19 protein-coding genes and 1 pseudogene are annotated in these 18,939 nt (G+C 63.5%); 12 read left to right on the top strand and 8 right to left on the bottom strand.

Annotation, left to right across the window (positions count from 1 at the left end; genetic code table 11):
• The first annotated feature begins 271 nt into the window (after nucleotides 1-271).
• Nucleotides 272-2,056 carry a DUF262 domain-containing protein gene (locus E1267_RS26490; RefSeq protein ID WP_165959797.1) on the top strand — a complete coding sequence of 595 codons (1,785 nt, stop codon included), beginning with the start codon at nucleotides 272-274 and terminating at the stop codon, nucleotides 2,054-2,056.
• Between the two features lie 214 nt (nucleotides 2,057-2,270).
• Here E1267_RS26490 and E1267_RS48025 read toward each other — a convergent pair whose 3' ends face one another.
• Nucleotides 2,271-2,897: an HNH endonuclease signature motif containing protein gene (locus E1267_RS48025; protein WP_165959796.1), complete on the bottom strand. Its 627-nt coding sequence runs from the start codon at nucleotides 2,895-2,897 to the stop codon at nucleotides 2,271-2,273.
• A 1,334-nt stretch (nucleotides 2,898-4,231) separates the two neighbouring features.
• Between E1267_RS48025 and E1267_RS26475 the strand changes: the two are divergent.
• From E1267_RS26475 to E1267_RS46625, 3 genes and pseudogenes are all read left to right on the top strand, one after another.
• A pseudogene (locus E1267_RS26475) lies at nucleotides 4,232-5,450 on the top strand (transposase); the annotation flags it as partial.
• A gap of 15 nt (nucleotides 5,451-5,465) precedes the next feature.
• Nucleotides 5,466-5,663, top strand: coding sequence for a hypothetical protein (locus E1267_RS26470; RefSeq protein ID WP_132336062.1), 198 nt, complete (start codon nucleotides 5,466-5,468; stop codon nucleotides 5,661-5,663).
• Nucleotides 5,664-5,994: 331 nt separating this feature from the next.
• Entirely contained in the window at nucleotides 5,995-6,198 is a 204-nt protein-coding gene (locus E1267_RS46625; protein WP_246064275.1) for a hypothetical protein, read from the top strand.
• Nucleotides 6,199-6,251: 53 nt separating this feature from the next.
• Here the strand turns inward: E1267_RS46625 and E1267_RS26460 are convergent, their stop codons facing one another.
• Nucleotides 6,252-6,737: an NUDIX domain-containing protein gene (locus E1267_RS26460; protein WP_132336060.1), complete on the bottom strand. Its 486-nt coding sequence runs from the start codon at nucleotides 6,735-6,737 to the stop codon at nucleotides 6,252-6,254.
• Between the two features lie 10 nt (nucleotides 6,738-6,747).
• Nucleotides 6,748-8,166, bottom strand: a complete 1,419-nt coding sequence (locus E1267_RS26455) for an NsdA family TPR-like regulatory protein (RefSeq protein ID WP_132336058.1) — start codon at nucleotides 8,164-8,166, stop codon at nucleotides 6,748-6,750.
• Between the two features lie 232 nt (nucleotides 8,167-8,398).
• On the opposite strand from E1267_RS26455, the gene E1267_RS26450 reads away from it, so the two are divergent.
• The 3 genes from E1267_RS26450 to E1267_RS26440 all read left to right on the top strand — a co-directional run bounded on the left by E1267_RS26450 (nucleotide 8,399) and on the right by E1267_RS26440 (nucleotide 10,853).
• Nucleotides 8,399-9,469, top strand: coding sequence for a radical SAM protein (locus E1267_RS26450; protein ID WP_220449689.1), 1,071 nt, complete (start codon nucleotides 8,399-8,401; stop codon nucleotides 9,467-9,469).
• Nucleotides 9,466-10,140, top strand: a complete 675-nt coding sequence (locus tag E1267_RS26445) for a dTMP kinase (RefSeq protein ID WP_165959795.1) — start codon at nucleotides 9,466-9,468, stop codon at nucleotides 10,138-10,140. Before E1267_RS26450 ends, E1267_RS26445 begins: the two co-directional genes overlap by 4 nt.
• A gap of 128 nt (nucleotides 10,141-10,268) precedes the next feature.
• Nucleotides 10,269-10,853, top strand: a complete 585-nt coding sequence (locus E1267_RS26440; protein ID WP_132336054.1) for an NUDIX hydrolase — start codon at nucleotides 10,269-10,271, stop codon at nucleotides 10,851-10,853.
• A gap of 282 nt (nucleotides 10,854-11,135) precedes the next feature.
• Here E1267_RS26440 and E1267_RS26435 read toward each other — a convergent pair whose 3' ends face one another.
• The 4 genes from E1267_RS26435 to E1267_RS26420 form a co-directional block, all read right to left on the bottom strand.
• Entirely contained in the window at nucleotides 11,136-11,726 is a 591-nt protein-coding gene (locus tag E1267_RS26435) for a toxin glutamine deamidase domain-containing protein (protein WP_165959794.1), read from the bottom strand.
• Nucleotides 11,727-11,907: 181 nt separating this feature from the next.
• A complete protein-coding gene (locus E1267_RS26430; RefSeq protein WP_132336050.1) occupies nucleotides 11,908-12,354 on the bottom strand; it encodes a hypothetical protein in 447 nt (148 codons plus the stop codon).
• Between the two features lie 29 nt (nucleotides 12,355-12,383).
• Complete coding sequence (locus E1267_RS26425) at nucleotides 12,384-12,719, bottom strand: hypothetical protein (protein WP_132336048.1); 336 nt, start codon at nucleotides 12,717-12,719, stop codon at nucleotides 12,384-12,386.
• 21 nt (nucleotides 12,720-12,740) lie between these two features.
• A complete protein-coding gene (locus E1267_RS26420; RefSeq protein WP_132336046.1) occupies nucleotides 12,741-13,331 on the bottom strand; it encodes a hypothetical protein in 591 nt (196 codons plus the stop codon).
• A 1,091-nt stretch (nucleotides 13,332-14,422) separates the two neighbouring features.
• On the opposite strand from E1267_RS26420, the gene E1267_RS45800 reads away from it, so the two are divergent.
• The 5 genes from E1267_RS45800 to E1267_RS48020 all read left to right on the top strand — a co-directional run bounded on the left by E1267_RS45800 (nucleotide 14,423) and on the right by E1267_RS48020 (nucleotide 18,536).
• On the top strand, nucleotides 14,423-14,752 hold the full coding sequence (locus E1267_RS45800; protein ID WP_220449688.1) for a reverse transcriptase family protein: 330 nt from the start codon (nucleotides 14,423-14,425) through the stop codon (nucleotides 14,750-14,752).
• Nucleotides 14,737-15,723 (top strand): reverse transcriptase domain-containing protein, encoded by a 987-nt coding sequence (locus E1267_RS26415; protein ID WP_220449687.1) that lies wholly within the window; start codon nucleotides 14,737-14,739, stop codon nucleotides 15,721-15,723. Before E1267_RS45800 ends, E1267_RS26415 begins: the two co-directional genes overlap by 16 nt.
• A 469-nt stretch (nucleotides 15,724-16,192) precedes the next feature.
• Nucleotides 16,193-16,711, top strand: coding sequence for a transposase (locus tag E1267_RS26410; RefSeq protein WP_132336044.1), 519 nt, complete (start codon nucleotides 16,193-16,195; stop codon nucleotides 16,709-16,711).
• Nucleotides 16,712-16,755: 44 nt separating this feature from the next.
• Nucleotides 16,756-17,904 carry an IS3 family transposase gene (locus tag E1267_RS26405; protein WP_132336042.1) on the top strand — a complete coding sequence of 383 codons (1,149 nt, stop codon included), beginning with the start codon at nucleotides 16,756-16,758 and terminating at the stop codon, nucleotides 17,902-17,904.
• A 146-nt stretch (nucleotides 17,905-18,050) separates the two neighbouring features.
• Nucleotides 18,051-18,536 carry a Clp protease N-terminal domain-containing protein gene (locus E1267_RS48020; RefSeq protein ID WP_132336040.1) on the top strand — a complete coding sequence of 162 codons (486 nt, stop codon included), beginning with the start codon at nucleotides 18,051-18,053 and terminating at the stop codon, nucleotides 18,534-18,536.
• Between the two features lie 138 nt (nucleotides 18,537-18,674).
• Here E1267_RS48020 and E1267_RS48015 read toward each other — a convergent pair whose 3' ends face one another.
• A complete protein-coding gene (locus E1267_RS48015; protein ID WP_425465096.1) occupies nucleotides 18,675-18,890 on the bottom strand; it encodes a bacteriocin fulvocin C-related protein in 216 nt (71 codons plus the stop codon).
• Nucleotides 18,891-18,939 lie beyond the last annotated feature (49 nt).

Genomic DNA, 18,939 nt, shown 5'->3' with positions numbered 1-18,939 from the left:
CCCGTTCTGGCAGCCCACGTTTCTGCCATCGCCCCGACCCGCCCCCGGGGCAACGCCGTTGCATCGCGGGCGCCGCGACTTAGAACGCCGCGCCCTAGATGATCGGTTCCTAGGCGTTGAACGCTCAGCTGCTGGCAGTGAAGTAGTGCTTGCCCCGAGCCTAGGCACGCGACTCAACAACATGCCACCCAGGGGTAGTTGAGAACCGCCGTGCCCATTCCATGGCGGAGAGTGTCGGAGTATGCTTGCTATCCCCTCCGAAGGACGAAATATGGCCATCATCAAACACGCCGCTCGCCAGACCCTCGGGCAACTAATCGGGGCAAATAACCCGGTCGTAACCGTACCGGATGACAGTCAACGCCAATTTGCATGGACCAAGAAGGAAGTGGACACCTTCTGGACCGATGTCGAGAAGTTCTCTAAGTTGCGAGCAACTGGAGGCGAGGCGTCTTCAGAATACTTTATTGGGCCGATTGTCACGATTACGGACGAGCAAGTCAAAACTAGGGCGCTTCTGGATGGACAGCAGCGCTTGACGACCTCCACAATTCTACTATCAGCCCTACGTGACGCACTGTGGGGAATTGGAACGGCGGAATCCAGAGTTCAAGCAACGAACCTTCAGAGAGATTATATAGCGAGAAAAGCAAGTCGCCGTCAGCCTATGGAATATTTTCTGACCCTATCGAGATTCGACAAAGCATTCTTTCGAGACTATATCCAGAACTGGGATGAAGCCCAAGGGCGCCCCGAAAGGGTAGAGAACCCCATCAATCCATCACATCAACTTATCATTCAAGCGCGCTCTAATTTTGATCTCAAGGTAGCCCAGAAGCTCACTGAGATAGATGGAATAGAGAATCAGCTTGACTGGATTGAGGACTTCTCTAACTGTTTGATCGATGGGCTCGTGTTCGTCGAGATACAGACTCCAACATCCAGTGATGCCAACGAGGTCTTCGAAACTATCAACTCTCGCGGCAAAGACCTATCGACAGTCGACCTGGTGAGAAACTTTCTTATGGCAAAGAGCCGGGATGCAGATGAGAAGGAGCGTGTGAACCAAGCCTGGGACTTCCTTCTGCAAGGCTTCGATAAGCGGGAGGAGATCGAGCGTTTCCTGCGTCACTCATGGGTGGCTCGGCATGGAGATGTAAAAGCTCACAGCCTATATTCAACAATCCGAACCAATCTAGAGAAGAGGTTCGAGAAGAAGGCTCAGTCATATTCTGCTCGAAGCTTTGCCGCCGAGTTGCAGTCCGACTCGGAGCGTTACATGGACCTAATCGCCGGCACAACAGGTCACGCAGGTTTGGATTCGTATCTCGCAGAAGTGAAGGCATTAGGTGCAGACGCCCTATATCCGCTCCTCCTCGCAGCGTCTCAAGATAACCAGTACGGCGATCTACAGCAGTTGGCACAAGTCGCCCTGACTTACTATGTGCGGTGGACAGTAGTGGGCCGGCGAGAGTCCACCATTCTTGAAGAGGTCATATTCGAGGCAGCAAAGGAGCTTTCTAGCGGATCGCGCGTGGAGTCTGCCCTGGCGCGCATCAGTGATGCACTTCCAAACGATGAAGCCTTTCAGGCGGACCTTAGTAACGTGTCCATAGCAAAAAGCTCTCAAGCTCGCTACCTGTTGACGAAGATCGAACGGTTCATGCGGCAAGAGAAGAGCGTTGATGAAGTGGAGGTTGCCGGAAGTAAAATAGTGCACGTTGATCACATCTATCCTCAGCATCCTCCTTCCGAATGGATTCTTAAGGATCAGCCCGGCGACCGCCCAGGGGAGCAGCACAATAGATGGGTAGCGCGCCTAGGTAACCAGACCTTGCTTCATGGAAAGAAGAATCAAGAGGCATCAAATCGCCCGTACCCTGAGAAGAGTCATCTTTATGAAGAGTCACTTTTTCAGATAACCAAATCAACTGGTATTGAGAGGGTATGGGATCCGTCGGCGAACTTCTGGCGCACCGACGGGATTCGGGAGCGTCAAGCATTCCTGGCCACATTGGCCGTGAAGATCTGGCCAAACGGCGATTCGTTTAGCTAGTGACATCAAGGCGGAGGTTACAGGGCTTGGTGTCGAGCCCAGTCCTGGCGAGAAGCTGTTACGAGCCAGGACCGCTAGGGGTCGGCCGACCATAGGGGACTTGCACTGGCGAAGTCTCGTAGGCCGCCGCCGGCGGGGTTAGGACTGGCGCAAGTGTTCGCGTAATCCAGGCCGCAGATCCTCCACTTTGCACGCCCTTGCAGTCAAGGCGATCTTATTCATCCGTGGGCGAATCGAAATATGAATAATCAAATCCGATTGCGCTACATGGATTAAACGGAGGCCTTTCGCTACCGTCCGGCGGAAATACCCAGCATGCCAACTCGGTGTAGCGCTCATGTTTCATGGAGGCGCTGATAGCGACACTGGAACGCCGCTGACGCCCCAGGACAGCCCACAAGATGAATTTTCCTCTACGATCGAGTAGCGGGCATGTCCAATATGGATCATAACTTGCGCTTGAACCATCCACATATGTGGCCATGCATTCGAAGTTGTGACTGCCCTCGCTTAGCTTGAAGGGGTTGGGGACCTGAATGCCATGCTCATCTACGATTACGAGCGTTGAGATCATATAGGGGCTTTTGATGAGTGGCTGGGTGGGGTGTCCCGAGTCATTTTGGAGTTGTTGAAGCTGTCGTTTGTAAGCCAGCATCGATTGCCTGTCGATCTCATGCCGGTCATATCGCGTGTGACATGTAGGGCAGAGGGCGATGAGATTCTCAGGCCGGTGCTCCAACACCTTAGCCCACGGATCAATATGGGCGATTTCTACAGGAGTTGCCCGACAGGTAGGGATGGCACATCGGTGTCCAGCCTCGATGAGGATCTTGCGCTCCATCGGCCGAGGGATAGCGGGTCGCGATTCAGGCACGACGGCAGAGTACAAGAGGTAACAGCATCCATGCGGGTCACGAGTATGCATCCTTCAGTCTCCGGAACGGGTGCGCGGGCTTGGCATGGAGAAGTTCCGTGGACGGAGCTAGGGGAGGGGGTTGATCGCTAACCGGCCTCCTGAGTTGACCGTAGACGCCCGTTTGCGGGGGACATGGATATCTAGGACCAGTGGCTAGATGTTCTTGCCCAGGGGCTTATGAGCCTTGATCGCGTTCGCCTGCACCGAATACGCGCGAAACCGTCGGATCCGTGAGGTAAAGCGGCAGGCTAGAGCAGGTCTCAGGGACGCCCTGTAAAACCGTCGGCTCAGCCTACGCAAGTTCGAACCTTGCACCTGCCACACGCAGTTAGCGCAGCTCAGGGGCCCTACGGGGCCTCTTCTGCATTTCAGGGGTGTGCAGCCAGATGCAGCCCTGAGCGGCCGTTTGTCGGTGGTCACGGGATATACGCGGGATGGATCTGAGGGCGTTCCCCCAGGTCGAGGCCCATGATCCGGAGCATGTTGCGGGATGACGAGGCCCTTCAACGCCGAAAGGCCCCGGGGAAGCCGGAGCCCTTCGAGTGGTGCCGCTTGTGATCTCATGCGGTGAGTACGTCCGCGATCCGCTGGTTGACGATGTCCTCCTGGCCGTCGATGCACTTGGCATAGACGCGCAGCAGGACATCCACGCCGTGCCCGGCACGGGACGCGACCTCTGGGCCCGGTACGCCGCCGTTGAGCCAGAGCGAGACGGCCGCGTGCCGAGGTCGTACGGCCTCCTGGCGAGTGGTGAGGCGACCTGGGCAGGTGTGAGGGCGAGGGTGCGGGCTTCCTGCCAGACCTCGGTGTAGGCCGTCGAGGCGACCACGCCGCCGCGCTCGCTACGGAACAGTCGCCCGTCAGGAGCGACGCCCAACTCTCCTATGTGTTGCCGAAGGATCTTGACCAGTTCCGGAGGGATTGGAATCCGACGGACGTCATCCTCCCCTCGAGGCTTGAGACCGCGCCGCTCATGAGTGTTACCCGTGTCGGTCCACCGGCGGTTCACCCGACCGGGGTTGCCACGCCGCCGCACAGATGCAGCCCTACGATCGCCACTGCATGGTTGGTCGTCGTAGATTGCTGGGGGCGATCGACGATCCGTGCCTAGTTCCTCAACACGGCTCACCGGACAACGCGGTTGCGGTCTGCTTCCGAGCTGACAGCAAGTTCCTGTTCGGCCGCCTTATGACCAGAGTTGTACTGACTGAATCGCCCCGGGTTCGGTGGAGGCTTGATCTCTTGAGAGGATCGAGTCCATGCCAGGTAAGTCCCCCTACCCCGCCGAGTTGCGCCGCCGAGCGGTGCGGATGGTTGCCGAAGTGCGGCCCGATTACCCGACCGAGTGGGCCACGATCAACGCGGTCGCGACCAAGCTCGGCATCGGCACCGCGGAGACGCTACGCACCTGGGTCCGTCAGGCCCAGATCGACGAGGGCAGCCGGCTCGGCCGCACCACGGACGAGTCGGCCGAGCTGAAGCGGCTTCGCCGGGAGAACGCCGAACTCCGGCGGGCCAACGAGATCCCGAAGGCCGCCTCGGTTTTCTTCGCGTAAATATCATCGGATCTGCCGAGATGAAGTTCCGGCTGATTCATGCGGAGAAGGACCACCACGATGTCTCCCTGCTGGCCCGGGTGCTGGGTGTGTCGCGCCAGGGCTACTACGCCTGGGCGGCTCGCCTGCGTCGCGGCCCGTCGGCCCAGGCCCGGCGCGACACCGAGCTGACCCAGAAGATCCGCCGGCATCACCAGGCCTCGGACGAGATCTACGGGGTGCCGCGTATCCACGCCGATCTGCGCGAGCTCGACGGGAGCGGGTGGGCCGCAAGCGGGTGGCCCGGCTGATGCGCGCCGCCGGGCTGGCCGGGGTGAGCAGGCGCAAGGGGTGCCGCACCACCATTACCGATAAGCGGGCCGCATCCGCGTCCGACCTGGTCCAGCGCCAGCTCGCCGCCGATGAACCGAACCGGATCTGGACCGCCGACATCACCTACGTGCCGACCTGGCAGGGGTTCGTCTACCTGGCCGTGGTGCTGGACGTCTTCTCCCGTCGGATCGTCGGCTGGGCGATGGCCGAGCACATGCGCACCGAGCTGGTGACCGACGCTTTGGCGATGGCGATCCACCAGCGCCGCCCTGAGGCCGGGGTGATTCACCACAGCGACAAGGGCAGCCAGCACACCTCGATCGCCTTCGGCCATCGCTGTGAGCAGGCAGGCGTCCGCCCGTCGACGGGCCGCACCGGGACGTGCTTCGACAATGCGATCACCGAGAGCTTCTTCGCCTCGCTGGAGTGCGAGCTGATCGACCGGCGCACCTTCCGCACCAGGTCAGAAGCCGAGCGAGCCCTCTTCAGCTACATCGAAGGGTTCTACAACCCGCGCCGCCGCCACTCCACCAACGGCTACTACAGCCCCGTCGAACACGAGCGCCGACACGCGCTCGGGAACGCCCAAGATCTCGACTATGCTGCCGCGTAGTCGCAAGCCCTGATGTGTCTACTGAACTGGGGAAACTTCATCCGGCGCCTGATCCACCGTGTCAGACAAGATCTCAACGATCTGACCGATGACGAGCGCGAGCAGATCAGCGAAGCGATCAGCATCGTCCGCAAGACCCGCCAGGTCATGCTCGGCATGCCCCGAGTCCGCCAACCTCTCGCCGACCTTCGTCCGGAGCGTCCCGCATGACTACCGAAGAAGCACGACCCTCCACGCTGGCGGCAGGCCGTCGAGCCGATTCGGCCCGTCGCCGCCAACGGGTCGTCAAGGCCATCAACGTCGCATCCACTACCGGCCAGGAGATCAGTGTCGCGGCCATCGCCCGCCGAGCGGGCGTCGATCGCAGCTTTCTCTATCGCCACCGCGACCTGCTTGCTCAGATCCATGTGTTGGCAGCCGAGCCACCCACCGCCCATCGGGAGGCCCGTCCGTCAGCCGAGCCTCCCTCAAGGCTGACCTGGCCAACAGCCGCGAGCAATGCGTCCGGCTGGCCAGAAAGGTCCAAGCCCTGGAACAACGTTTGTCGCAAGCACTCGGCGAGGAGATCTGGCGCGAGGCTGGCATCGGTGGCTCGGACGGCTTTCAGGAGTTGCAGCAACGGATCGTTGCCTTGGAGGAGGAGAACGCCGACCTCCAACTTCGTCTGGAGGAGCGTGATCAGGAACTGCAGGCGGCACGCGATTCCAACCGCGAGCTGATGTCCGCGCTCAACAGCCGACGATGATGGTCCGCGTACTTGTGTGAGTGCTCCACCGAGTACGCGGATACGTGCACAGCTCAGGCATCGCGCTCGGCAGGCAGGAAGATCGTCTGCTGGTTCTTGCGGGCGGTGCGGGCGGCCGGGATGCGGGCGGCGGTCGTGGCGGGCAGCTTGGTGGCCGCCTCCTCCCAGGGCCAGAACCGAGCAGCGTCGAGCTCGTCGGTCTGCAGCCGGATGCGGGAGGGATCGGCGATGATGCCGCCGTCGAAGATGAAGTTCATCATCGGCCGCGGACGATCCCCCATTGGGGGCACCCAGTCGACCACGAGGAGCGCGCCGGGGAGGACTTGCAGGCCGAGTTCCTCGCCGACCTCGCGCGCGGCACACACCTGGGGAGGCTCGCCGTCGTCCACCATCCCCCCGGGCACCGCCCAATAGGGGCGGTAGTTGGGCTTGACCAGCAGAACACGATCGGCGTCATCGGTGAGCAGCATGCACGCGGACAGGTGAACGGTGGGCAGGCTGGCATACCACTGCTCGGGCGGCAGATAGGTCTGACTCACCTCATCCACGCTACCCCGGCACGGGCTGCCCGCCCGCGATTTGGCCGATCTGTCCAGAGGACGGCTGGTCCCGCAGTTGGTCGAGGAACACGCTCACCTCGGCGACGGGCCGATGCGGGATCAGCACGTCGGCCAGCAACGTGATGCGGGCGGCGACCCGACGCGAGCGGACTCGCCGCGCCATCTGCAGCGCCTGGGTTCCCAAGAGCGCGGCCTGGTCGATGTGACCGGCGCGCGCATGCGCGGTCGCGGTCAGGGCGGTATGCAGCGCCCGGGTGCGCGTGTTGGCCGGGCCCAGGTCGAGGGCTTGGTGCTGATAGCGCAGCGCCTCGCCGGGCAGGCCCAGGTCCAGCAGCGAGCGCATCGCGGCGCCGGCCAGGTGCGCTGGGCTGAAATAGCGGGTCCAGGCCGGACCGGTCTCGGCGCGTTCCAGGGCGCGGGTGGCTCGCGCGATCGCCTGGGCGAAGCCCTGCCGGTCACCGGCGAGGGCGTGGGCGCTGGCCGCGGTGGCATGCAGCCGGGCGGCCACCATCGCGCACGGGCGGCGGCCGGCGCCCTCGATCGCGGCCCGGGCCAGCCGGACGGCCTCGCCGGTCAGATGCAGGAAGATGGCCTGGGTGGCGAGGTTGGCCAGGATATGCGCGCCATGCAGGCGATCTCCGGCCGTCTTCGACAGGCGCAACGCCTGGATGAAGGCGCGCTGGGCGGCGCCGTGGTCGCCGATGTCATAGGACATGAAGGCGGCCATGCCGGTCAGTTCGGCCGCCACGGCGAACAGGTCCCGCCCGACGGCGTCGCCATAACGCCCGCGCAGCAGGGGCGCCACGTCCCTGGTGAGGAAATCGCCCAGGAACGCGCGGGCGTGTCCGCCGCCATGGTGCCGATCGAGGTCCAGGAACTGCTCGGCGCACGAGCGCAGCATCTGCACATCCAGCACATCGACCGGGTGGCCCGCCGTCCGGGCCACGTCGGCGTCGGCCGGGTCGAAGTGCCAGCGCCATCCGGCCTGCTCGGCCGCGCTGGCCACGAACGGCGCCGACGAGTACGGCAGCGCCGGCGAGGACGAGATGGTGGTGCCGAGCCGCCGCCACAGCCCGGCGGCGGTCTCGATGGCCGCGGGCACCGTGGTGGGAAACGACAGCGCTTGGGCGTCGGCGTCGGCCGCCAAGGCGGCGAACCCCAGATCGCCGGCCGCTACGGCGCGGCCCAGCCGGGCCGCCAGCACCTCGGCGATGAGTTCCGGGGCCGGCTGTTCGGGGCAGCGGCCGCGCAGCCACCAATACACCGACGCGCCGTCGTACTTCAAAACCAGCCCATACTTCTCGGCGGCGGCCCGGTTGACCTGGCGGGCGAAGGCGGCCAGCGAACGGTGATAGGCCGCCTCGGTGAGCAGGGTCTCCAGCGCGCGGTTGGTGACCGGCCGTGTCATGCCTACGCCCTTCGGTGGCCTACGGCGTCATTGTCGCCGGAGGCCCTCATGAGCAAACCCACCGTCACCGACACCTCACTGCCGGGGATGGTACGCGCAAGACGCGCGCAAGGCACGCAGGCCAGCCCGCAGGGGCGCACAGGCCCCTCCATCTGCCCGAACGCGGCGACCGGGCGGACGGTGAAGGCCGACGCGGCCCACCAGGTCGCACCGATCACGGACAGGACTGCCGATGACCTTGCGCACCGACCTGCCCACACCGCCCACGCTGCCCATCCTGCCGATGCCGCGGCGGTTGTCCGGCGGCGCCGGCGACTTCGCCCGCCGCGGCGGGCAGCTGCGCGTTTCGCTCACCCCGCGTTGCCAGCTCGGCTGCTGGTTCTGCCACAACGAAGGCGAGATCCCGCCGCGCATCACCCACCACGACCGCGCCGTCCAGCCCCGCCGCCGGGCGCTGGACGTCGGCGACTTCCTGTCGCCGATCAACGCGATGACCGCCGCCGGGATCCGGCGCGTGTTCTTCACCGGCGGCGAGCCGCTGCTGTCCCCGCTGGCCCGCCCGATCCTGCAGGGCCTGCCCCCGCATCAGATGGACGACTACACCACCACGTTGATCACCAACGGGCTCACCCTCACCAAGGACCTGGATTGGCTGGCGGCCACGGCGCTGGACCGGATCAAGGTCTCGCTGCACTACTTCTCCGACGCCTCCATCGCCGCGATCGCCGAGGGCAAGCCCGGCGACATCGCCAAGATCAAAGCCGGGATCGAGGCCGCCGTGGGCGTCATCCCGATCGTTGAGCTGAACCTGCTGCTGCAGGAGCAGAACGCGCACGAGGTGATGGACATCATCGCCTACGCCCGGGAGTTGGGGATCGGCCTGCAGATCATCGAACTGGTCGACACCGACCACAACGCCGGCCTGGGCGGCGTCAAGGTGGCCTCCGGCGATATCAGCGCCTGCCTGCGCTCCATCGCCACCGCCGAGAACGTCGTCACCTCCGGCACCGGCCAGGGCCGCCGCGTCTTCACCGTCTCCGGCAGAGGCGGCCCGATGACCATCGAGGTCATCGACGCGGCGCTCGGCCGCCACCACGTCGGCCAGTGCTCCACCTGCCCCGAGAAGGAGCGCTGCATCGAGGGCTTCTGGGCGTTGCGCCTGGACTCGGCCGGCACGTTGAGCCCCTGCCTGCTGCGCCCCGACCTGCGCCTGGACGTCACCCCGCACACAGCAGATCCGGCCGCGCTGCTGGCCGCCGTCTCCGCGCATCTGGATGCCTTCACCGAAGGGACACTGCCGTGACTGCACGTTTCACCGCCGCCTACCAGCCCGCCGACACTCCGCGGTCGGGGATCTTCGTGGTGCTGGAGGGCATCAGCGCATCGGGCAAGTCCACCCTGGCCGCCCACCTGGCCGAGCGGCTCGGCTGCGACACCTTCCACACCGTCCCCGCCCCGGTCTCGGACCTGCAGCCCTACATCAACAGCCGCGCCCGAGCCCTGCCCCAGCTGGCCTTCTACCTGGCCGGCGCGCTGCACGCCGCCGACCTGGCCCGCCACGCACTGCTCAGCGGGCACGCGGTCGCCGACCGCTACGTCAACTCCGTCATCGCCAACCACGCCGCCGTCCACGGCCTGGACAACGCCACCGTCGCCGCGGCCATCGCCCCGTTCACCGGCTACCTGACCCAGCCGGACATCACCGTTTACCTGCACACCGACCTGGACGAGTTGACCGCGCGGATGACCGCGAAGCCGGACCAGAGCGCCGCCGACCGGGACCTGATTGCCAACCGCGCCCTGCTACGGCGGCTGGCCGAGCACTACAACGAGATCGCCGCCACCGATCCGACCGCCTACCACCTGCACACCGACGGCCGCACCCCGGCCCAGCTGGCCGACCACCTCACCGACCTGATCCACGCGATGGACCAGCCGGCCGACGAGAGGCGGGCCCCGCTGGCCCACACCTGACGGTCCCCGGGCGGTCTGCGGCGGCCTCGCCGAGCACCCCCGTGCTCCCCGCGCACTGCGATAGCGTGAGCTGACCCCCAGCATCGAGTTGGGGCATCGAGCGCACCGTCACTTCGTGGAGCACGGCCATGGCCGCACCAGCCGAGATCTTCCGCCCTCACGTCGGGGTGCATCTGATCCTTATTCGTGACGGCCAGGTGCTGCTGTTGTTGCGCGCGAACACCGGCTTCGCCGACGGCTCCTGGTCAGTGCCCGGCGGCTGCCTGGACGCCGGGGAAACCCTGCCCAAGGGTGCGGCCCGCGAGGCCCGCGAAGAGCTCGGCATCGTCATCGAGCCCTCCGACCTCGCGTTCGCGCACCTGTGTCACCACGCCGATCCCGACGGCCAGGCCCGCATCGGCGTCTTCTTCGCCACCGCCCGCTGGACCGGGGAGCCCGTCAACGCCGAGCCCGGCAAATGCGACAAGATCGACTGGTTCCCTCTCGACGACCTGCCCGACGACGTCGTCACCTACATCCACACCGGCATCGACGCCTACCGCCGGGGCCACGCCTTCAGCCTTGACGGCTGGCCCGCCGACCCGCCGCCGGGCGCGCCCGTATACCTGCACCACTACGACTTGGACACGCTGCGGGAGCAGTCCGCCGCCTGCCACCGGGCTGCAGGACGCCCCGACACCGCGGCGGCCATCTTGCAGGAGCAGATCGATTAGCTGCCGGACAACATGGCGCGTGACCGTGGACACCTCACGGCCAAGCTGGCAGTTTCGATCGTCCAAGCCGACCAAGACCCCGACCACGCCGACACCCTCGGGCGCCAGGCACTCGACACCGCCAACCGAACCGGCTCAGCGCGGATCCGACGCGAACTGCGCACCCTGGATACCGAACTTCAGACTCGCTGGCCGGATCACGAGGGATCGCGGACTTTCCACGAAGCGTGGCCGCCCATACAGGGATCTAGTCAGCGGTCCACCCTGAAAAATGCGTGATCGCTAAGAATCCGTACGAAAGAGCTTGAAGAATTCAAAGTCGCCGCCAGCGTCCTTGTTCAAGATGCCCCACTGCTTGTTATCAAGAATAACTGGCAGCCGCGCACCGTCGGGACCTTTCAAATACCCAGAGAGCTGGCCATCAATTCGATAAACCTGCCCGTCGAGATTCGCCATGTTAGCTGAATGCCCGTCGCCATTACTTCTTGCCATCCATAAGATTCCACGTGAACCGGGACCCGCATCCAGTAGCTCTCGCTCGAACCCGTCAGTATTTGAGGCGGCACCGTCGATCTTTCCACCAACAGGCTTGCCATTGCTATCCACGAAACGATCTGGAAGCACATTGGTATGTCTCGAATTCCCCGCTACGGCGGCACGCCCTGCCAGGACATCGTCCACCGCCATGGAAGCCTCAGTGCAGTTCCTCTTATACTCGAGTGGGTTTATATGCGGCAAGATTCGCCTGACGTCGTCAGCCGTACGAGGAATACCACCCGGCATGGCGTTGAGTTCTTTTCTCGTCGCTTCATAGCTTTCTTGCAGAGCTTGAATCTCGCGGTGTCCCATCTTTCCACTGAACAGCTTTTCCATGCCTCCAGGGCGAAATTCATGTCCCGGGAATGACGCCAGCTTGCGAACATTTGGAAAAAATATAGCAGCAGACCTGAAAAGGCCCAAGTCAGCGAGTCTGTCAGATTTACTCATTTGGTATGAATTTCTAAGCTGGGAAGGAAGCAGCGCGAGACTTGACGGCTCTCCTACGACTTATGTATTAGGACAGAATCGCATCCACCGTGACGTTCGTTGCGGCGTCGATAGCTCGCTGGCCGGCCTGTTTGATTGCGGGAACCATAGTTGCACCAAATCCGCCCACAGCCATGGCCTGCGACAGCGAGGCAGCGGTGAATCCATATTGTAGGAGAGTGGCGGCCTTGTGAGCAAGGATTATCCCGGCGGAGGATTTTTGGCCGAGCCCAACAACTCTACTTCCCGTGCTGGCTTGCTCTAAGGCGCGCTGCGGTCCTTCTGGGTCGTTGATGTCTTCGTCGAAGGCAGCGAAGCTATCGCCTCGACTAGTGGTGATAGCCTGCCTCATATGCTCACGTCCATCCAACACCTGATGCTTCGTTCGGATGGCGTGTGCCTCCTGCTCATCTCCCATCGCGATGAGCGAGTCTTCTTTGCCGTCCGGAAATATTCGGCCCAGAAAGAGTTCCAACGGAGTAAGGTACGATGGGATTTCAAGACTCACTTCTTTCTCGCCTCCGCTTCCAACATTTTGATAAATTCGCCGCTGAGTTGCTCCGCCAATTGACCAGAGCTAGCCATGGATCGCATGCCGTTCGGGTAGCGCTGATAAGCTTCCAAGCTCTCGGAATAACAGGAGCTTTCCTTTTCTCGCACGGCGGCATAGCACATGCCAAGAGTTTGTCCCACAGCATTATTTATGCCGAAGACCTCGCCGCGTGCGTCTATCTTTTCCTGTAGAGATGTAACCTCGTGTTGAGCGTTCTCATGTGTTAAGATCACATCTTCGGCATATCTTCGCAGCTGGTGCCAGGCGGCCTTCAGTTCACCTTCCACGTACTTCCCCATTCATCTCTGTCATCCGTACGGTCGAATGCTACCCATCAACCCGGCAATACCTTGGGCGTAACTTTGCAGGCGTGTGACATTTAGCTCTTGGAGTTCATCGATTCGAGATTGAATTTTAGATGGCTCCAGGCCTGCCGATTCTCGATACTCGTTCAGTCTGCGATCCAGATCCTCCAAGGCCATGTTCACTGCCGAGGTAACTTCTCTGCCGAGTTCCTCGGTGTTTCGCATGACTCGTGGATTTATGTCCATAGAAACTATCTGAGCTTCCGGCTCGCAAACGACTCTTACCTTCTCATCGTTACCACCATCGCCACGTATTTCAGTGACTCCTTTGGATGTTCTGCCGACGTCTTCCAACACTGCAATCAACTGGTCGAACATGTCAGCGAATGCCAAGGTTGGCACATCGCTGGAAATCATCACTTCGCTCCGCACCTCCAGCACACTCTCGTTGATGGAGGCATTGATGCGGCTTGTTCGAACGGATAGATTGTCGCGCAACTCTCGCATATGTTGTGCCATGGCCAATGGGTCGATGTGGGGGGCAGATATTTCCGCTGCTGACCTGGCGCGCGCATCTGTGAACGCTTTGTTCACGGCCTCCATAAGCGATGCGGCCAACTCTTCTGAGTCTGAACGCAACACGCGTGGGTCAAGGACCACTGAAATGAGACGCTCGCGACTAACGGTACAACGGACTCGTGCGGAGTCCGCCTCGCCATAACCGCGGATCCCGCTGCCATCTCCTCCAGTTTCATAATCTCCCGCTACGGGCATTATCCAACTGGCCTCCGTTCGATTTCTGCGACATGCCCGACGTTAGCACGAGCCGAATGGGCCTAGCGATCTTTGGGGTTGGCGAAGCGCCGGACATGAAGCGGCCACCGCCGTGACCATGGATGTGTGAAGATCGATGACCGGGCGGTGGCCGTGCTGTCCACGGTAGCCCAGGGTGTCCCAGCGCGGTGGGACGATGCGCTGGATGAGTTGTTTTCGCAGGCTTAGCCTCGATGATTCGTGCGCCCAGCAGGACGGGAGGTGAAGCCGTGACGTAGCGGTGGATCCTGTTGTTCGTAAGCTCGTCGTCGCTTGCCGGTGGGAGTCCGGTCCGGGTAGCTGCCAGGAGGCCCGGTAGCAGGCTGGCGGTTTCGTCTGGAAACGGGCGGGGTCGAAGCCCAGCGTCAAAGGCCCTTTCATGGGGGAGCAACGATGCGGTCCGTAGCATGAAGCGAAGCCTGCGGCGTCGTTAGAGGTTCCGGCCGCGAGGTCGGGAACCAGGGAGAGCCGAGCCCCCGAATCCAGGGCGAAGGCCATGGACGCGGTGTAGAGCCTGGAAGCGCAGCCGTTAAGGACTCCTCGGCGTATGGGGCGCGGAACGTGTCGATAGTGGCGGCGGGAACTGGGGAGGCCCTCCCCGGCCCGGCAACCTGCGGACATGAGGGTGTTGCTGGAGGGTGGCGTCCTATAACCGGTCAACGCCGGGAAATGGAGTGCCGGCCGGGTGGGCGTCGGAGGCGGCCGTAGTACTGCTGGAGCCGACCGGACAACACAACCGGCGGTGAGGGAAGGGCCGCTGCTTCGTCGATGCGCAGCGACTGTGATGGAGGGGCCCGGTGAGTGCTGGTCAGGCTAGTCCTGCCGCGTCGGGATCGCGGGAACCACGGGTTCCGCGTGATCCGGTTCGAGCGTTGCAGCATGCGCTGTACCGGGCGGCCAAGGCCGATCCCGGACGTCGATTCCACGCGCTGTATGACAAGGTTTGCCGCAGAGATGTGCTGCAGCGCGGGTGGGTTGCGGTGCGCGCGAACAACGGCGCACCCGGTATCGACAAGACCACCCTGGCCGAGGTCGTGGAGTACGGTGTTGTCCGGCTGCTCGATGAGGTGGCCGATGAGTTGCGGGAGGGACGGTATCGGCCGCTTCCGGCGCGGCGGGTGTTGATCCCCAAGCCGGGCACGGCTGAGCAGAGGCCGTTATCGATCCTGCGGTTCGGGACCGCATCGTGCAGGCCGCGTTGAAGATCGTGTTCGAACCGGTCTTCGAGGCGGACATGCTGGGCTGCTCGTTCGGGTTCCGGCCGAAGCGCTCGGCGCACGACGCCTTGCAGGTGCTGATCGATGAGTGTTATCGGGGGCGACGGTGGGTGGTGGAGACGGATATCGCCGACTGCTTTTCGGCGATTCCGCATGAGGAGTTGATACGAGCGGTCGAGGAACGCGTCTGTGACCAGTCCGTTGTCAAGCTCCTGCGCGCGATCTTGCGTGCTGGGGTGGTGGAGGACGGGCAGGTGCGTCGGCCGGTCACCGGGACCGCGCAGGGCGGGGTGATTTCACCCGTCTTGTGCAACGTCTACCTGCACCGGCTCGATCGGGCGTGGGATGAGGCTGATGGGGTTTTGGTGCGTTATGCCGACGACGTGACGGTGATGTGCTGGTCTCGCAGTCAGGCCGAACGCGCGCTCGCGCGGCTGACGGCGCTGCTGGCCGAGCTCGGCTTGAAGCCGAAGGCGGCCAAGACCCGGATCGTGCACCTGGAGGTCGGTGGGGAAGGGCTGGACTTTCTCGGCTTTCACCATCGGCTGGTGCGCAGCCCGGGCCGGGACGGCAAACGGCCTGTCACCTTCCTCGCTCGCTGGCCCGCCGACCGGGCCATGCAGCACGCCCGCGACCGGATCCGTCAGTTGACGCTCCGGTCCCGGCTGCTGCTGCACCCGGAGGTGATCGTGGAGGACATCAACCGGTTCCTGCGCGGCTGGGCCGCCTATTTCCGGTTCGGTAACTCCTCCCGGCACTTCAACAAGATCAGGAGTTATGTGCGGATGCGGATGGCGCTCGTGCTTCGCAAACGCCATCGCCGCTCGCGGGGGTTTGGCTGGTCGGTTGTGGCCTTCCAGTCTCCAGACCAACTCGGCCTGGTCACGTTGTCGGGAATCGTCGTTGCGCCCAGGCCCTTGCGGGACTGGCGGGGGACGCCGAATGCCAGGCGGTGAACGACGTCGGTGAGCCGTGTGCCGGAGAACGGCATGCACGGTTCGACGGGCGGGGACTGGAAACGGAGCAACGAACCTGGCCACGGTCACTGGGGTGGCACAACCGACCGGGAAACCGGCGGAACATGAAGGGCCCAGGCCCTACCGCCCGGAGACGCCACCGCGCCAGCCCCCGACCCTACACGGGTTTGGGTGGCTGCGCCCAGCGTGACGGCTGGATGATTTGTGGATCTTCAATTGGGTTTCTGGGCAGGGTGCTGGGTCGGCGGTCACGCCGGTGGTGCCGGGTCCACGGGCCGGTGGTGTCTTGCCGGTCGGGGTGTCAGGGGCGGGGCTGGTGCTCAGGTGGGAGCGGGCAGCGGTAGGACGGATGCGATGGCGTGTCGCAGTTGGTGGGCCCAGGGCCAGGTGCAGGGGATCTTGAACTGCGCCGGGTGAATCGCCCCGGGTTCGGTGGAGGCTTGATCTCTTGAGAGGATCGAGTCCATGCCAGGTAAGTCCCCCTACCCCGCCGAGCTGCGCCGCCGAGCGGTGCGGATGGTTGCCGAAGTGCGGCCCGATTACCCGACCGAGTGGGCCACGATCAACGCGGTCGCGACCGGTCATCCCTGGGTGCGGTGTGCTCGGCGCGGCGACCATCATCGGCGAGGCCTCGGACGTGCATCGTTTCCGGTCCAAGGCGGCCTTCGCCCGCTTCACCGGCACCGCGCCCATCCCCGTATGGTCGGGCAACAGCAGCCGGGTACGGCTCAACCGCGGCGGCAATCGGCGGCTGAACTCGGCCTTACACATGATTGCTGTGACGCAGACGCGTGGCGTTGGCCCGGGCAAAGCCTACGTCGACCGCCTGATGGCCGAGGGCAAGACTCGCACCGAGGCGGTTCGCCTGCTGCGCCGGCGCATCTCCGACGTGGTCTACCGCGCCCTCAAGCGCACCGACGCCACCGCCTCGCAGCCGAGCCAGCACAAGATGGCCATGGCGGCTTGACGACATAGGAGCATCGCCGAGCTCGACCGGCCACACACGCACTCGTGACCTTCATCGACCAGCACGCCGACATGTTCGGTGTCGAGCCGATCTGCCGTGTCCTGACCCAGCACGGCTGCCCCATCTCCACCAGCACCTACTACGCCGCCAAGAACCGGCCACCCTCGGCGCGGGCCGTGCGCGACGCCGAACTGGACGAGCACATCACCCGCATCCACGCCGACAACTACGGCGTCTACGGCGCCCGCAAGATCTGGCATCAGCTGCAACGCGAAGGACACCAGGTGGCCCGCGGCACCATCGAGCGGCGCATGCGCGCCCTCGGCCTGCGAGGCGCCCGGCGCGGTAAGAAGGTGCGGACCACCATGGCCGACCCCAGCCATGAGCGGGCGGCCGACCGCCTCCAACGCGACTTCACCGCGACTCGGCCGAACGCTGCCTGGGTGGCCGACTTCACCCACGTGGCCGCCTGGTGCGGCGCCGTCTACGTCGCGTTCGTGGTCGACGTCTACTCCCGGGCGATCGTCGGCTGGGCCGCCTCGCTGACCAAGCACACCACACTCGTACTCGACGCCCTGGACATGGCCCTGTGGCGGCGAGGGCGTATCGGCCGGCCGGGTCGAGCCGGGACTGATCCACCACAGCGATGCCGAGCAATACACGTCTTTCCGGTTCACCAAGCATCTGCTGGCGGCCGGGATCGACGCCTCCGTCGGCAGCGTCGGCACGCCCTGATGGAATCACAGATCGGCCTCTACAAGACCGAGCTGATCAAGCCCCCGAGGACCCTGGCGCTGCCTGGCCGACGTCGAACTGGCCACCGCCGAATGGGTGGACTGGTTCAACGCCACCCGCCTGCACTCAGCGATCGGGCACCTGCCACCAGAGGAGTTCGAAGCTCTCCATTACGCTCAACACCAGCCCAACGAACCCGCCGGAATCAACCGTTGAGGTCTCCATCAAAGTCGGGGAGCTTCAGACCTCCGGTTCGTGCACCAGAACGTCCGAGGCATCCTTGGGTCGGGCGAGGAGGGTGGTCACGAACACCGACGATACGCCCGTTTGGCGATCCGTGTCGCACTGGCCAGCATCACGCCCCGGTCGGCCAGCAGCTGACCTTCCACTTCTCAGAAAACCTGCAGCTCATGAGTCTCAGCTATACACCAGCTGAGCGGGCCGTGACGGCTATATGATTCTTCGCGTTCAACCCGTTATGGCCTGACAGCATGCCTTCTCGGTTCTGCTGGTGCAAGCGGTCGGCCTATGCGATCCTGGCACGTATTATGGGCAGAAAGGCCGAGGCTTCTAGCGGGTCCTTCCATCTCGGAGGAGCGTCTTAATGTGGCGAAGAGAGATCTCGAGCAAGCCCCTGGAAGAAGTTCTCACTCAGCGAGCAACGCAGGTCCTCGACCTAGCCAGACAGAAGGCGATAGAGGATAGCCGGGAGACAGCTAGCGCCGACCACATAATGCAGGGTCTCATTCGCCTCAATGCAGGTGTGGGCGTCCACGCACTCCGCACCATGGGAGTGAGTCTTGAGGAGCTCGATCAGTGCATCGCACGGTCGAGCAATGAAGAGCCGACTGGAACTTCACAGGCCGCGCCGTTCGACTCTCAGGCTCAGGAAGCAATCCGACTCGCACGCCTTGAGGCGTCTGAGCTCGGTCATCGTTATGTCGGTACGGAACATCTTGTGCTTGGACTACTTAGAGAGAGTCAGTCCGCCACAGCTGTAAAGCTACATAGCCTAGATATAGATACTCCTGGACTTCGCCGGCACATCATTGGCGCGCTGCGTGGACCTAGGCCAGAGCACTGGACGTAGATCTTCAATGGCCGCCTGGGTGATTTAATGCTAGGCGGACTATGCAGGGCCCCTGCTGGGGATAGCGAATTTGGCATTGTGGCCGGACAGCCAAGAACCTGGTTGTCCAGCCACGATGACGCTGCTACTTGCCGTGCGCTACGTGCACATTCCATCACATGGGTACTTGTAAAGGGTGCCGCATCCATCATACGAGGCGGTGCAGCTTGGTAGGGCGCTGCATGGCCATATGATCCCACAATAGTTGCTCTGCACAGAGCATTCACAGTCGACTAATACTCCAGCCGCACTTAGGGATCGATGAGTCTGCGCTGGCGTTGATAGTGGCAGCGGCGGGCGCGGGCTTGGTGACAGCGTCGCCAGTGTGACCAGCGCAGATAATGCTCGGCGGGATGGTGGCGTC

It is taken from the genome of Nonomuraea longispora (assembly GCF_004348345.1).
Classification (GTDB): Bacteria; Actinomycetota; Actinomycetes; order Streptosporangiales; family Streptosporangiaceae; genus Nonomuraea; species Nonomuraea longispora.
Note: the sequence above shows the minus strand (reverse complement) of the source record. Positions and strands in the feature narration are given on the sequence as shown.

Bases quoted from the DNA above. Each gene is read 5' to 3' on its own strand.
- E1267_RS48025 (WP_165959796.1), bottom strand. From the start codon at position 2,897: ATGGAGCGCAAGATCCTCATCGAGGCTGGACACCGATGTGCCATCCCT.
- E1267_RS48020 (WP_132336040.1), top strand. From the start codon at position 18,051: ATGTGGCGAAGAGAGATCTCGAGCAAGCCCCTGGAAGAAGTTCTCACT.
- E1267_RS26440 (WP_132336054.1), top strand. From the start codon at position 10,269: ATGGCCGCACCAGCCGAGATCTTCCGCCCTCACGTCGGGGTGCATCTG.
- E1267_RS26455 (WP_132336058.1), bottom strand. From the start codon at position 8,166: ATGACACGGCCGGTCACCAACCGCGCGCTGGAGACCCTGCTCACCGAG.
- E1267_RS26470 (WP_132336062.1), top strand. From the start codon at position 5,466: ATGTGTCTACTGAACTGGGGAAACTTCATCCGGCGCCTGATCCACCGT.
- E1267_RS26450 (WP_220449689.1), top strand. From the start codon at position 8,399: ATGACCTTGCGCACCGACCTGCCCACACCGCCCACGCTGCCCATCCTG.
- E1267_RS26435 (WP_165959794.1), bottom strand. From the start codon at position 11,726: ATGGAAAAGCTGTTCAGTGGAAAGATGGGACACCGCGAGATTCAAGCT.
- E1267_RS26490 (WP_165959797.1), top strand. From the start codon at position 272: ATGGCCATCATCAAACACGCCGCTCGCCAGACCCTCGGGCAACTAATC.